Raw genomic sequence first — 15041 nt, 5'->3', positions numbered from 1 at the left:
GAATCTTAGTGTCTTAGAATCTTCTTAAAAACCTAATCTGTCTTTTACAAATTCAATTTCGGTTTTTCCATGTGCTTTGGGTTTTCCATCTTCGCCTAAGTTTACCATGACAGTTTCATCAATAGTAATAATGGTTTCTCTGGTCATCATATTTCGTGCTTCGCATTTTAACACTAACGAAGTATGGCCAAATTTTACCACATCGATCCCGATTTCAACTATATCACCTTGTCTTGCAGAGCTTCTAAAATTGATTTCGGACATATGTTTTGTAACAATTCTGGGGTTTTCTAATTGTATAATAGAATATAGAGCCAGTTCTTCGTCCAGCCAAGCTAATAATTTACCTCCAAATAAAGAGCCATTTGGGTTTAAGTCTTCAGGTTTTACCCATTTTCTAGTATGAAATCGCATAAATTTTTATTTAATAATGCTAAAATAAGACATTGCTAACAGTAATTTTTATATTTTTAAAGAAAAAAAGATGGATCAGAGAGATAAATTAATCAAGGAACTTCGCGGAGAATCATTGGGAGAATCAAATATTCAGTCGTCTTCGGAAGAGTTATTTCAAAATGAGGTTATTAGGCCGATTTTAAAATTGCAGAACGATTTGTTTATTGCTTCTTTTCTAAATTATATCAGTAAATACAAAAGGGATTTTTACGCAAAATCGGTTGAAAGCAAATTGGCTGTCATCGAAAACGCCATTCAAAAAGACATCAAATTCCGAAATGCTTTGAAAGGAATGGTTATTGCCCTATTTACAACTGATGAGTATGCACTTTATATTCAAAATTCCTCTAGTCTCAACAAAAGAATGATGAACTTATTGATTGAAAGATTAAAAAGCCAGGTGCAGCTGTTTGATCAGGGAAATTAACTTCTTTATTTTTTTATGATTATCCTTAACTAATACTAAACTGTTCGAATTAGCAACAGATTAAAAATATTACGCAGATTTTTTTTAAAAAATAGTAAAGAAATCTGTGAGAATCGGTGTAATCAGCGGCGAAAAAATACAAGGTATTATTTGCGGACAGTCATATTTTCTTTTTTATATCCGATTGCACATTTCTTGGCTTAAATTTAAATATTTAACAAGAATTTTATTCATTAATGATTTCTTTTATTCTATTTTTAATTGAAATAGATTGTCAAAACTTTGCATTTTTTTTCAACTCATTACAGATTGCTATTTGTTTTTTTAAATAACACTAAAGCGTTTATTAAATGTGAAATATTATTTTTTTTATTAATTAACATTAAAAAGATTAATATATCTGTTTTTTGCCTATTATTGTAATTAATTGATAATTGCATTATTTGTAAATAAAGTGTAATATTTTAAATAAAAATAAATGGAAAGACGTGAAGCTCTAAAAAAAATAGCATTTTTAATGGGAGGAGCAGTTTCTGCTACAACTATCGGGGTATTATTTGAAAGTTTTACTGTTTTGCCTGAAAACAGCTCCCATCTTTATTCTGTATCTGATGAGGAAATTCTAGCTGAATTTTCGGAAATCATTTTGCCCTCTACTGTAAAATCACCAGGCGCAAAAGCTGCGGGTGTTGGCACATTGATTCCATTAATTATCAAAGATTGTTACCCGGCAAATCTGCAGGCTGTTTTTAAAAAAGGTTTTGATGAGATGTTAGTTCTGTCTAAGACTAAATTTAATAAAGAATTTTTAAGTCTGAATGACGAAGAAAAAAAACAGCTTGTGAATGAATTAAAACAGCAGTCAATTGATAATAATCATGAGCCTTCTTTCTTTTTGATTGCCAGAGATTTGACAATATTAGGTTATTTTTCTTCAGAGATTGGCTGTACAATGGCTAGAGAATATCTGCCAATTCCAGGTAAATATGATGGAAATGCAGATTACATTCCTGGACAGAAAGCATGGGCAACATAAGTGTCTGACCGTTTTAATTATTTTTATTAATTGATTAAAAAGAAACAAGTGAATATCAATACCGATTTTAAAAAGCAAAATACCTATGACGCAATTGTCATAGGATCTGGAATAAGCGGCGGATGGGCAGCCAAGGAATTAACCGAAAAAGGATTAAAAGTACTATTGCTGGAGCGTGGAGAAAACATTGAGCATATAAAAGATTATGATTCGGCGATGAAAGCTCCTTGGGAAATAGCTTATTGCGGCAAATTAACCGAAGAGCAAAAGCGGACGCATCCTGTACAGACCAGAGATTATCCATACCAGCAGGCAAACGAAAAATGGTGGGTAAATGACTTAGAATGTCCGTATACCGAAGATAAACGTTTTGACTGGTACAGAGGTTTTCATGTTGGCGGAAAATCCTTGATGTGGGGACGCCAGAGTTATCGTTTCAGTGACCATAATTTTGAAGATAATCTTAAAGACGGCCATGGAAATGACTGGCCAATCCGTTATAAAGATATCGCACCCTGGTACGATTATGTTGAAAAATTTGCAGGAATCAGCGGTCAGACTGAAAGCTGGCCTTTACTACCTGATGGACAATTTTTACCCCCAATGGATATGAACTGTGTTGAAAAATCAGTGAAAGAGCGAATTGAGAAGCATTATAACAAATCCAGAATAATGACTATTGGCCGTACAGCAAATTTAACTGTTCCGCATTTAGGAAGAGGAAGCTGTCAATATAGAAATTTATGTAGTAGAGGATGTCCTTTTGGAGCTTATTTCAGTACGCAATCCTCAACTCTGCCGGCAGCCATGGCTACTAAAAAAATAACCGTCCGCCCCTACTCGATTGTTAATCATATAATTTATGATAAAGAAACAAAGAAAGCCAAAGGTGTTATGGTTATTGATGCACAGACAAATGAAAGCATGGAGTTTTATGCCAAAATTGTTTTTGTAAACGGATCAACGCTAGGTTCCACTTTTGTTTTATTAAATTCAACTTCAGAAGTACATCCGAATGGTTTAGGTAACGGCAGCGGACAGCTTGGGCACAATTTAATGGATCATCATTTTAGATGCGGTGCCGAAGGAACTGTTGAAGGTTTTGAAGACAAATATACTTACGGACGAAGAGCTAATGGTATTTATATTCCAAGGTATCAGAATTTTAAAGACGACAAGAGAGATTATTTACGAGGGTTTGGATATCAGGGCGCAGCAAGCAGAGGAAATTGGCACAAAGAAGTGGCTGAATTGGATTTTGGAGGGGATTTTAAAGAAATTTTATCCAGACCTGCAGAATCATGGACGATGGGATTAGGCGGTTTTGGAGAAATGCTTCCTTATTATGAAAATAAAGTGTACATCGATCATTCTAAAAAAGACAAATGGGGACAGCCTGTATTGGCAATTGACTGTGAATACAAGGAAAATGAAGCCAAAATGCGTGAGGATATGATGTATGATGCGGCCGAAATGCTGGAAGCGGCTGGTGTCAAGAATGTAAAAGCGTATGATAACGGCTGTTATCCGGGAATGACAATTCATGAAATGGGCACTGCCCGTATGGGGAACGATCCAAAAGAATCAGTATTGAACAAATGGAATCAGATGCATGAAGTAAAAAATGTATTTGTAACTGATGGTTCCTGCATGCCATCAAGTGCCTGTCAAAATCCTTCACTGACCTATATGGCCTTAACTGCTAGAGCTGTTGATTACGCTGTAAAAGAATTAAAGAAAAAAAATATCTAGATATAGGATTATTCAATTATGAGAAAATTAAAAATGGGAATGATCGGCGGTGGCAAAAATGCTTTTATCGGTGCAGTTCACCGCATTGCTGCAAATATGGACGGATTAATCGAACTGCATTGCGGTGCTTTCAGTTCTAATCCTGAAGTATCCCTTGAATCTGGTAAAGAATTAGGCTTAGCAGAAGAGAAATGTTATGAATCCTATACCAAAATGATAGAGACCGAAGCAAAATTATCTCCTGAGGAAAGAATGGATTTTGTTTCGATAGTTACTCCAAATCATGCCCACTTTGCTCCTGCTATGTTAGCATTAGAAAATGGTTTCCATGTGGTTTTGGACAAACCTATGACTTTGACTTTGGCGGAAGCCAGATTATTGGAACAAAAAGTTAATGAAACTGGGCTTTATTTGTGTTTAACACATACTTATGCCGGTTATCCGATGGTAAAACAGGCAAAGAATATGGTTGCTGAAAATCATTTTGGAAATATTCGGAAAATAATGGTTGAATATCCGCAGGGCTGGCTGAGTACTGACTTTGAAAATGGCGGCAACAAACAGGCCGCTTGGAGAACTGATCCTTCCAAAAGCGGAATCAGTGGCTGTATGGGAGATATCGGAACTCACGCTGCACATTTGGCAGAATATATTTCAGGATTGAAAATCACACAGCTTTGCGCTGATATTAATACCGTTGTTGATAATAGAAGACTCGATGATGATGGAAATGTACTGCTTAAATTTGATAATGGTGCCAACGGAATTCTGGTAGCCAGCCAAATTGCAGCTGGTGAAGAAAACAGCTTAAAAATTAAGGTTTATGGCGAAAAAGGCGGTTTAGAATGGCATCAGATGGAACCAAATACCTTAATTGTAAAATGGCTGGACTCCCCTGCTCAATTGTACCGAACCGGAAACGGATATTTATCACCAATTGTCGCTTTCAATACCCGGACTCCTAGCGGACACCCGGAAGGTTACTTGGAAGCTTTCGGAAATTTATATAAAAACTTTGCTTTGACTTTGCAGTCAAAATTAGAAGGTAAAGAACCAACAGCAAATATGCTTGATTTTCCAACGGTAGAAGATGGTGTTAGAGGAATGGCTTTTATAGAAAATGTAATTGCTTCGGGTAAATCATCTCAAAAATGGACTGAATTTAAATTTTAAAGTATCACAAATGACCAAAATACAAGGACCTGCGGTTTTTTTAGCACAATTTATATCTGATGAAGCCCCTTTTAATTCTTTGGAGGGAATTTGCCAATGGGCTGCCAATCTGGGTTTTAAAGGAATACAGATTCCAACTCTGGATTCTCGATTTATTGATCTGCAAAAAGCTGCCGAAAGCAAGACTTATGCTGATGAGCTAACTGGAATTGTTGGTTCATACGGCTTAAAAATATCTGAACTCTCTACTCATTTACAAGGTCAGCTGGTTGCTGTTCATCCTGCGTATGATGATTTTTTTGATGGATTTGCACCGCAGGCTTTGCGCGGAAATCCAAAAGCAAGACAAGAATGGGCAGTTCGGCAATTACATTATGCTGCAAAAGCTTCACAAAATTTAGGACTTAATGCACACGCTACTTTCAGTGGTTCGTTATTGTGGCAGTATTTTCATCCTTGGCCACAGCGTCCCCCAGGTTTAATTGAAGAGGGATTCAAAGAATTAGCAAATCGCTGGTTACCTATCCTGAATGAATTTGATAAAAACGGTGTAGATGTCTGCTATGAAATCCATCCGGGAGAAGATTTATTTGATGGCGAAACTTACGAAATGTTTCTCAAAGCGGTAAACAATCATCAGCGTGCCTGCCTGCTTTATGATCCTTCACATTTTGTGCTGCAGCAGTTAGATTATATTCAGTACATCGATTTTTATCATGAACGGATCAAAGCTTTCCATGTTAAAGATGCCGAATTTAATCCAACAGGAAAACAAGGTACTTTTGGCGGTTATCAAAGCTGGATAAACCGCGCAGGCCGTTATCGCTCGCCTGGCGATGGTCAGATTGATTTTAAAACCATTTTCAGCAAATTAGCACAATATGATTATAAAGGCTGGGCAGTTATGGAATGGGAATGCTGTTTAAAAAATCAGGAAGACGGAGCCCGAGAGGGAGCCGAATTTATAAAAAAGCATATTATTAAAGTTACCGATAAAGCTTTTGATGATTTTGCCTCGGTAGAAACAAATACACAGCTTAATAGAAAAAATTTAGGTCTTTAAAAAACATAAACAGTAAATAATGAAAATTAAAATTTTAGCAGCAATACTAATGCTGGGCGCTTTGAGCTCTTTCTCAAAATACGAATCAATTCCAACGGGATATAGTGATACTGAAGAAGTCCAGCCTTCTGAAGGAGAGCTAATAATTAAAAAGTTAGATTGTGCAACTTGTCATAAAATAGACAAAAAGGTAATTGGTCCTTCTTATTTGGATATCGCCAAAAAATACCCAATGAATGACAAAAGTATCAGCTATTTATCAGATAAGATTATCAAAGGAGGTTCTGGAGTCTGGGGGGCTGTACCTATGGCTTCACATGGCACATTAAAGAAAGAGGATGCAAAAAAAATTGCAAAATACATTCTGTCATTGAACAAATAAAATTGTAAAATCTATTTATGGATCAAGATTTTAATCAAAAAAAAGAGCCAGAATCTGCTCTTCGCAGAGATTTTCTTAAAAAAGGTGTACTGGCAACAGCTGGGTTAATGATAATTCCCAGACATGTCATGGGAAGGGGTTTTGTAGCTCCCAGTGATAAATTAGTAATTGCCGGTATTGGTGTTGGCGGAAAAGGAAGATCAGACATTGGTTCTTTTGAAAAAAGCGGTCTTGCAAATGTTGCTTATTTGTGTGATGTTGATACTAGAAGAGCTTCAGATAGTGTTAAAGCTTTACCAAAAGCCAAGTTTTACAAAGACTGGCGCGAAATGTTAGACAAAGAGCATAAAAATTTCGATGCGGTTTCCGTTTCTACACCCGATCATAATCATGCCATACAAGCTTTTTCGGCTATGCAGTTAGGCAAGCACGTGTATGTGCAAAAGCCAATGGCACATGATATTTACGAGGCGCACATGATGACTCAGGCGGCTGCCCGTTATAAAGTCGTTACACAGATGGGAAATCAAGGATCTTCGAATGATGGCACACGAATTCTAAAAGAATGGTATGATGCTGATTTAATCGGCGATGTACATACTGTTTATGCATGGACAGACAGGCCTGTATGGCCCCAAGGAATTCCCTGGCCAACAGCTAAAACCGAAATTCCTAAAGAATTAGACTGGGATTTATGGCTGGGAACCGCTCCTTATAAAAATTATATAAATAAGTTAGTACCATTCAACTGGCGTGGCTGGTGGGATTATGGAACTGGTGCGTTGGGTGATATGGGCTGTCATTTGATGGAAGCACCATTTTCTGTATTGAATCTAAAATATGCAAAAGATGTGCAGTGCAGTGTTGGTTCAGTTTATGTTGATGAATTCAGGAGAGGATATTTTCCAGAAAGCTGTCCGCCTTCGAGTCATGTAACATTAACGTTTCCAAAAACTAATAAAACAAAAGGCGATATTAAATTGCACTGGATGGACGGCGGTATTCAGCCGGATCGTCCTGAAGAATTAGGTGCAAACGAAATCTTTGGCGATGGCGGCAACGGCACATTATTCATTGGAACAAAAGGAAAAATGATTTGTGATACTTATAGTGAAAATCCAAGATTATTGCCTTTAAGCCGTAATGAAAACTTAAAAATTACTCAAAAATACCCTCGTGTAAAAGATGGAGCCAATGGGCATCAAAAACAGTGGATAGAGGGCTGTATTGCTGGATATGGTAAGAAAGAGCTCAGTTCTCCTTTTGAAATTGCGGGTCCATTAACAGAAGCTTTATTAATGGCAAATCTTGCAGTAAGAGGCTATGATTTTCACAAAGAATATTTGGGAGAAGATGTATATCCAGGACGTTCAGTTAAAATGCTTTGGGACAACAATGCTAAGAAAGTAACCAATGTTGATGATGTAAATCAATTTGTAAAACGCAATTATAGAGAAGGCTGGAAAAACCTAAGTTTTTAAAAAATATTAAAATTAAAGATTATAACCATGAAAAAGATTATTACAGCAGTATTAGTATTCACTTTATTCCAAAACCTTCAGGCGCAAAAAGGATTTAAACCCATTTTTGACGGAAAAACGACAACAGGCTGGCATACTTATGGCAAAACTTCTGTTAGCGGCGGATGGAAGGTTGAAGACGGTGTTTTACATTTTGATCCAGAAGCTGCGAAAAATGGTCAGGGAGGAGATTTAGTAACTGATGCCGAATATGAAAATTTTCATTTAAAATTGGACTGGAAAGTTGCTCCTAAAGCGAATAGCGGTATTATATTTTATGTAAATGAAAATGCACAGAAATATAAAAACACTTATGAGACGGGTTTAGAAATGCAGGTTTTGGACAATGACGGTCATCCTGATGGTAAAATTACTAAGCACCGAGCAGGAGATCTGTATGATTTAATTCAAAGCAAATCAGAACCAGTAAAACCTGTTGGAGAATGGAATACAGCTGAAGTTGTCTGCAAAAACGGTAAACTGACTTTTGTTTTAAACGGAGTTATTGTTGTTGAGACGACACTTTGGGATGATAATTTTAAAGCATTGGTTGCAGGAAGCAAATTTGCCAGCTGGCCAGGTTTTGGAACTTTCAAAAAAGGAAAAATTGCTTTGCAGGATCATGGTAATAATGTATGGTACCGCAACATTATTATTAAGGAATGGAATACAATGGAAACTACAACAGGCTGTAAATAATAGATTCGAAACATTTTTTATAAATCAACCCACTTTATGAATACAACTATCCGCATTAAATTATCTGTAATGATGTTTCTCGAATTTTTTATCTGGGGAGCTTGGTTTGTCACTCTTGGTACATTTTTAGGAAACAATTTAAAGGCATCTGGTTCAGAAACGGCGGCTATTTTTTCTACCCAATCGTGGGGAGCCATCATCGCGCCTTTCATTATTGGTTTGATTGCAGACCGTTATTTTAATGCTGAGAAAATTTTGGGTATTTTGCATTTAGCAGGTGCATTTTTAATGTATCAAATGTATCAATCTGCAGACATTGGTATGTTTTATATTTATGTATTGAGTTATATGATTTTGTATATGCCAACATTAGCTTTGGTAAATTCAGTGGCATTCAATCAGATGAAAGATGCGGAGAAAGAATTTGCAAATATCAGAGTCTGGGGTACTATAGGCTGGATTTTAGCAGGATTGTCCATTAGTTTTCTGTTTCATTGGGATGCTGCAGAAGCTGTTTCAAATGGATTGCTAAAAAATACATTTCTTTTAGCAGGAACTGCTGCTTTGGTTTTAGGCTTATTAAGTTTTAATCTGCCTAAAACGCCTCCAAAAGTTAGTGAAGGGAATATTAAAATAGGAGATATTATTGGTCTTGATGCTTTAAAACTTTTGAAGGATAAAAATTTCTTTATATTTTTTATTTCATCAATTTTAATTTGTATTCCATTAGCTTTTTATTATCAGAATGCACATCCTTTTCTGACTGCTTCCGGAGTTGAAAATCCGACAGGAAAAATGGCTGTTGGTCAAATATCCGAAGCACTTTTTTTATTATTAATTCCTGTGTTTTTTGCCCGTTTTGGATTTAAAAAAACAATTTTGGTGGGAATGCTTGCTTGGGCAGTCCGATATATTTTATTTGCTTACGGCAATGGCAGTGATTTGAGTTTTATGCTTATAATAGGAATTGCTCTGCACGGAATATGTTATGATTTTTTCTTTGTTTCAGGGCAGATTTATACCAATTCAAAAGCAGGCGAAAAATATAAAAGTGCCGCTCAAGGGCTGATTACGTTAGCTACTTACGGCATCGGAATGTTAATTGGGTTTGCAGTTGCAGGCTGGATTACGGATAATTATAAAACAGCTGAAGGAGCGGTCGATTGGCAGATGGTTTGGATAATTCCTGCGGGAATCGCTTTTGCTGTATTTTTGATTTTTGCTCTTTTATTTCAGGATAAAAATAAATTGGCTGATGAAATTTAAGCAATTTAAAAATAACGATTATGAGTGCAACAGATAGAAGAACTGCTATAAAAGGTATTCTTGCCGGAACTTTGACATTAGGAGTTCCAGCAGATTTATTAGCTTTGGCTGAAACTAAAGAAGAACTTAAATCAAATCCGAATATGCTGAAAGGAAAAATTAACCATTCTGTAGCCCGCTGGTGCTTTAAAGATTTTGATATAGAAACGCTTTGTGTGGAAGCAAAAAAGATTGGAATCACAGGAATTGATTTAGTAGGCCCGCAAGATTGGCCAATATTGAAAAAACATAATCTTACTTCTACAATGTGTAATGGTGCCGAATTAAATCTAGTGGATGGTTTTAATGATCCAAAATTTCATGAACAGCTGATTAAAAATTACACGGAAATGATTCCGCTCGTTGCCGAAGCAGGCTACAAAAATCTGATTTGTTTTAGTGGAAACAGAAGAGGGAAAACAGATGAAGAAGGCTGGAATAATTGTGTGCTTGGGCTGCAAAAATTAATACCATTGGCTGAAAAGTACCAGGTCACCTTGGTTATGGAATTACTAAATAGTAAAATTAACCATAAAGATTATCAATGCGACAGAACCTATTGGGGCGTCGAATTGGTGAAACGAGTCAATTCTAAAAATTTCAAACTGCTTTATGATATTTACCATATGCAGATAGATGAAGGTGACGTTATTCGTACCATAAACGAAAATTACACCCACATTGCTCATTACCACACAGGAGGAGTTCCGGGACGCAATGAAATTGATGAAACCCAAGAGCTTAATTACAGCGCCATAATGAAAGCAATTGCTCAAACTGGTTTTACGGGATTTGTAGGGCAAGAGTTTATCCCAAAACAAAAAGATAAAATTGCCTCTTTGAAAAAAGCAATAGCAATTTGTGATATTTAATTTAATAAAGTAAAAATGATAAAGAGAAGAGATTTTATAATTAACAGTGGTTTGGCATTGGGCGCATTGGCAATTGCTCCTTCCCTTGCCTTTACTTCAAAACAAAAAAATATCGGTATTCAATTGTATACTTTGAGGGCAGCATTTTCTAACGATGTGAAAGGAGTTTTAGAACATGTGGCTAAGTCAGGTTATAAAGAAGTGGAAACCTATGGCTACTCCAGTGATAAAGGTTTTTTTGGCACTTCAGCAAAAGATTTCAAAAAAATACTTGCCGATAATGGTCTAAAAGCACCTAGCGGACATTATGATTTTAATTCTTTTATAAAAGACAATAACGCTGATTTTCTGAAAGCTTCTATTGAATGCGCTAATCAATTAGGAAGTGAATACATAACCGTTCCTTATTTAGATGAAAAATTAAGAAGCGATCTAGATGGTTTTAAACGAATTGCGCAAAAAGTAAATGAAGTAGCCGTTTTATGTAAACAATCCGGACTAAAATTAGCTTATCACAATCATGATTTTGAATTTAAAAAGTTTGGAAATCTGACAGGTTATGATATTTTACTGCAGGAAACGGATAAAAAGTTAGTTGATTTTGAATTGGATATATATTGGGCAGTCCGTTCAGGAAATGATCCTTTGCAGATGTTTAAAGCTAATCCCGGCCGATTTACAATGTGGCATGTAAAAGATATGGATAAGTCCAAAGCAGAATGGAATACCGAAATTGGAGAAGGAAGTATCAACTTCAAAACCATTTTTACTGAAGCTAAACTCTCAGGAATGCAGCACTTTTTTGTAGAGCAGGAAACCAATTATTCTCCAACCCCAGCTGATTCGATTAAAACAAGTTTTGAATATGTTTCCAAACATTTACTATAATTATTTTAATAGGTTCTTACTTAAAGACTGACTTCTGCTGCAATTTTGAAAGAAATTGAATAGCTATAAGTTTATAAAAAATAAAATACCAGCAAGCCGCTGGTATTTTTGTTTTTTGAAGAATGTAAAATGATTTAATTCACATTTTTAGAGAGAACATAAAAATCTTTATTTACCTCGACTTTTTCAATTTTAGAATCATTGTTAAATTTACTCCAGTCTGCTTTTGGTTTTAAAGTGATTTCTTTTCCATTAAGAGAAACTTTTACAGGCATTTCAAAACCGGCAACAATATTTGTCCAGCGGTATTTCAAGGTATTGTCCTGAACAGTATATTCTAATGTCGGAATTCGAACATCTCGCAGATATTGGTTAAAAAATGGATTTAAATCCAAGCCGGACTGCTGGCTTAGGTAATCTTCAATCTGCTTGGTCGTTACCGTTTGATGGTAAAAAGTACTGTTCAGGCCTCTCAGGATATTTCTCCATTTTGCATCATCATTAACCAGCTGGCGCAGTGTATTAAGCATATTACCGCCTTTGTAGTACATATCGCCGGAACCCTCACTGTTTACATCATAATGGCCAATGATCGGGATATCATTTTGAATGTTTTTTCGGGTACCGCGGACATATTCAAGGCCTGCTTCTTTTCCATAGTAATATTCCAGAAAAAGACTTTCGGAATAATTAGTGAAACTCTCATGGATCCACATATCGGCGATATCTTTGTAGGTAATGTTATTGGCAAACCATTCATGTCCGGATTCATGAACAATAATAAAATCAAATTTTAATCCCCAGCCTGTTCCGCTCAAATCGCGTCCGAGATAACCGTTTTGGTATCCGTTTCCGTAGGTAACACAGCTTTGGTGTTCCATTCCTAAATAAGGAGTTTCAACCAGTTTGTAGCTGTCTTCATAAAAAGGATACGGTCCAAACCAGTATTCAAAAGCTTTCAGCATTCTAGAAACATCTTTGAATTGTTCTTTGGCTTTGGCCAGATTATCTTTCAAAACATAATAAGTACAGTCCAGATCTCCTTTTTCTCCTTTGTATTTTTCTGAAAAAGTAACGTAATCACCGATATTAATATTTACACCATAGTTGTTAATTGGATTTTTTACAGCCCAGGTATAGGTTTTCGTTCCGTCTTTTAATGTTTTTACATTTTGAAGACGGCCATTGGAAACATCAGTTAAATTTCCGGGAACGTTCACGCTGATTTTTATTCCTTCTGCTTCATCATACATGTGGTCTTTGTTCGGCCACCAGACACTAGCGCCTAATCCTTGGCAGGAAGACGCAATAAAATTATTTCCGTTTTTATCTTTTTTCCAGGTAATACCCCCATCCCAAGGCGGATTTACTGCTATTTTTGGTTTCCCTTGATAAAATATCGTTATTTCTTTTAGTTCTCCTTTATTTTGGGCTGAAACCAATGAAATATAAAATACATTTCCATCTCGTTTGTATTTCAAAGCTCCTCCGTCTTGGGTAACCTTCGTGATTTTCATAGGCTCCTGCAGGTCTATCTGCATTGTTTTATATGGCTGCAAAACTTTATACTGAATGGTATTAGACCCTGTAATTGTGCTGTCTGCTGGATTTACTTTTATTGCAAGGTCATAATGTTTCAGATCCCACCACGATCTTTCTTTAGTAATACTGCCCCTAAGAGAATCCTGTCGGCTAAAATGAGTCTCGGATTTACTGAGAAGTCCCTGTGCCTGAATTCCACTGGAAATTAAGAATACAATTAATAACGTTTTTAGGTGTTTCTTCATGGATTTATAAATTTTGTATCAAAATTACATACTTTTTATGAGTTTTTCATAAATAAAAAAGAAATTGTATAGGCTACGAATTATACCAATTTCATGGATTTTCTTTCTCTTTAAAAACTAAATAAAATAACAACCGCAAGGTTCACAAAGAAAAGCTATGAACGCAGCACTTTGCGGACTTTGCGATTTTCCTTCGCGAACCTTGCGGTTAAATTGGTCCTTAGATAGGGATAGATTAAAAAAATCTGTTTCATCCCCGTAATTCGTGGTCTAAAACTTACTTCTGACGCCCTTTCAAAACATTCACAACATCATTCAATTGATATCCTTTTGCCTGTAGCAAAATAAGGTAGTGAAAAAGTAAATCAGCACTTTCGCTTAAGAACAGATCATCATTATCATCTTTTGCCTCAATAACTACTTCGACTGCTTCCTCACCTACTTTCTGTGCAATTTTGTTAATTCCTTTTTCAAATAAAGAAGCCACATAACTTTTTTCAGAATCAGCATTTTCTCTTCTGGTTTTGATTGTATTTTCCAAATGTGAAATGAATCCATATTCCTGCGCATTAGGCTCTTGCCAGCAGGTGTCAGCTCCCGTGTGGCAAGTTGGTCCCACTGGTTTTGCCTGAATCAAAAGCGTATCGCCGTCACAATCATTTTTAATATCTACAAGTTCCAAGAAGTTACCGCTTTCCTCACCTTTTGTCCAAAGTCTTTGTTTGGAACGGCTGAAGAAAGTTACTTTTTGAGTTTCAATTGTTTTTTGAAGTGATTCTTCGTTCATATACCCCAACATCAGGACATTTTTGGTTTCTGAATCCTGAATAATTGCCGGAATTAATCCGTGTGCGCTTTTGATATCTATGTTCATATTTTTGGTCTAAAGTTTGAAAGTCGAAAGTCTTAAAGATAAAACTATATTCGAACTTCTATATTATTGTTTTTTAATTCTTTTTTCAGGGTTTTGATTTCAATTTCTTTGAAATGAAATACACTCGCTGCCAATGCTGCGTCTGCTTTTCCATTGATAAAGGTATCTGTGAAATGCTGCATATTTCCAGCACCTCCAGAAGCGATTATTGGAATATTTACCAATTGCGATAATTTTGCCAAAGCTTCATTGGCAAAGCCGTTTTTGGTTCCGTCGTGATCCATCGAAGTGAAAAGGATTTCTCCCGCCCCTCTTTGTTCTACTTCTTTTGCCCAGTCAAACAATTTTATTTCCGTCGGAACTTTTCCTCCTACCAAATGTACAATCCATTCACCTTCAATTTGCTTAGCATCAATTGCAACTACTACACATTGGCTTCCGAATTTTTGTGCCAAATCATTAATCAACTGTGGGTTTTTCACCGCCGATGAATTGATAGAAACCTTGTCAGCTCCATTCTGAAGCAAAACTTCAACGTCACTCACTGCTGAAATTCCGCCGCCTACAGTAAACGGGATGTTAATTGTTGCCGCCACTTTCCGAACCAAATCAACTAGAGTTCTTCTTCTTTCTTCTGTTGCCGAAATATCCAGAAAAACCAATTCGTCAGCTCCTTCATCCGAATAGATTTTTGCCAATTCCACAGGATCACCTGCATCCCGCAAATCTACGAAATTAACGCCTTTTACGGTTCTTCCGTTTTTAATGTCCAGACAGGGTATTATTCTTTTTGTTAACATTTTTATT

The 15041-nt window shown here is 36.2% G+C and carries 15 protein-coding genes; 11 read left to right on the top strand and 4 right to left on the bottom strand.

Going from position 1 to position 15041, the window contains the following annotated elements:
• Positions 1–24 precede the first annotated feature (24 nt).
• Entirely contained in the window at positions 25–414 is a 390-nt protein-coding gene (locus tag OZP07_RS11125) for an acyl-CoA thioesterase (RefSeq protein WP_194641748.1), read from the bottom strand.
• Positions 415–484: 70 nt separating this feature from the next.
• Here OZP07_RS11125 and OZP07_RS11120 point away from each other — a divergent pair, with 70 nt between their 5' ends.
• The 11 genes from OZP07_RS11120 (at position 485) to OZP07_RS11070 (ending at position 11573) form a co-directional block, all read left to right on the top strand.
• Positions 485–883 (top strand): glyoxalase, encoded by a 399-nt coding sequence (locus OZP07_RS11120; protein ID WP_281638388.1) that lies wholly within the window; start codon positions 485–487, stop codon positions 881–883.
• Positions 884–1361: 478 nt separating this feature from the next.
• Complete coding sequence (locus OZP07_RS11115; RefSeq protein ID WP_281638387.1) at positions 1362–1919, top strand: gluconate 2-dehydrogenase subunit 3 family protein; 558 nt, start codon at positions 1362–1364, stop codon at positions 1917–1919.
• Positions 1920–1967: 48 nt separating this feature from the next.
• Positions 1968–3671: a GMC oxidoreductase gene (locus OZP07_RS11110; RefSeq protein ID WP_281638386.1), complete on the top strand. Its 1704-nt coding sequence runs from the start codon at positions 1968–1970 to the stop codon at positions 3669–3671.
• 18 nt (positions 3672–3689) lie between these two features.
• On the top strand, positions 3690–4844 hold the full coding sequence (locus OZP07_RS11105; RefSeq protein ID WP_281638385.1) for a Gfo/Idh/MocA family protein: 1155 nt from the start codon (positions 3690–3692) through the stop codon (positions 4842–4844).
• A gap of 10 nt (positions 4845–4854) precedes the next feature.
• The gene (locus OZP07_RS11100) at positions 4855–5907 is read left to right on the top strand and encodes a sugar phosphate isomerase/epimerase family protein (RefSeq protein WP_281638384.1); all 1053 of its coding nucleotides are present in this window, start codon (positions 4855–4857) and stop codon (positions 5905–5907) included.
• 19 nt (positions 5908–5926) lie between these two features.
• Entirely contained in the window at positions 5927–6289 is a 363-nt protein-coding gene (locus OZP07_RS11095; RefSeq protein ID WP_194641753.1) for a c-type cytochrome, read from the top strand.
• Between the two features lie 17 nt (positions 6290–6306).
• Entirely contained in the window at positions 6307–7770 is a 1464-nt protein-coding gene (locus tag OZP07_RS11090; RefSeq protein ID WP_281638383.1) for a Gfo/Idh/MocA family protein, read from the top strand.
• Between the two features lie 27 nt (positions 7771–7797).
• A complete protein-coding gene (locus tag OZP07_RS11085) occupies positions 7798–8508 on the top strand; it encodes a 3-keto-disaccharide hydrolase (RefSeq protein WP_281638382.1) in 711 nt (236 codons plus the stop codon).
• Positions 8509–8544: 36 nt separating this feature from the next.
• Entirely contained in the window at positions 8545–9774 is a 1230-nt protein-coding gene (locus OZP07_RS11080; protein WP_281638381.1) for a nucleoside permease, read from the top strand.
• A gap of 20 nt (positions 9775–9794) precedes the next feature.
• Positions 9795–10685, top strand: a complete 891-nt coding sequence (locus OZP07_RS11075) for a hydroxypyruvate isomerase family protein (RefSeq protein WP_281638380.1) — start codon at positions 9795–9797, stop codon at positions 10683–10685.
• A gap of 15 nt (positions 10686–10700) precedes the next feature.
• The gene (locus OZP07_RS11070; RefSeq protein WP_281638379.1) at positions 10701–11573 is read left to right on the top strand and encodes a sugar phosphate isomerase/epimerase family protein; all 873 of its coding nucleotides are present in this window, start codon (positions 10701–10703) and stop codon (positions 11571–11573) included.
• 134 nt (positions 11574–11707) lie between these two features.
• On the opposite strand, the gene OZP07_RS11065 is transcribed toward OZP07_RS11070, so the two are convergent.
• The 3 genes from OZP07_RS11065 to hisF form a co-directional block, all read right to left on the bottom strand.
• Positions 11708–13360, bottom strand: coding sequence for a M1 family metallopeptidase (locus OZP07_RS11065; RefSeq protein WP_281638378.1), 1653 nt, complete (start codon positions 13358–13360; stop codon positions 11708–11710).
• Between the two features lie 277 nt (positions 13361–13637).
• A complete protein-coding gene (gene hisIE, locus OZP07_RS11060) occupies positions 13638–14234 on the bottom strand; it encodes a bifunctional phosphoribosyl-AMP cyclohydrolase/phosphoribosyl-ATP diphosphatase HisIE (RefSeq protein ID WP_194641760.1) in 597 nt (198 codons plus the stop codon).
• Between the two features lie 44 nt (positions 14235–14278).
• Positions 14279–15034: an imidazole glycerol phosphate synthase subunit HisF gene (hisF, locus tag OZP07_RS11055; protein WP_194641761.1), complete on the bottom strand. Its 756-nt coding sequence runs from the start codon at positions 15032–15034 to the stop codon at positions 14279–14281.
• Between the last annotated feature and the right edge of the window lie 7 nt (positions 15035–15041).

It is taken from the genome of Flavobacterium marginilacus (assembly GCF_026870155.1).
Classification (GTDB): domain Bacteria; phylum Bacteroidota; class Bacteroidia; order Flavobacteriales; family Flavobacteriaceae; genus Flavobacterium; species Flavobacterium marginilacus.
Note: the sequence above shows the minus strand (reverse complement) of the source record. Positions and strands in the feature narration are given on the sequence as shown.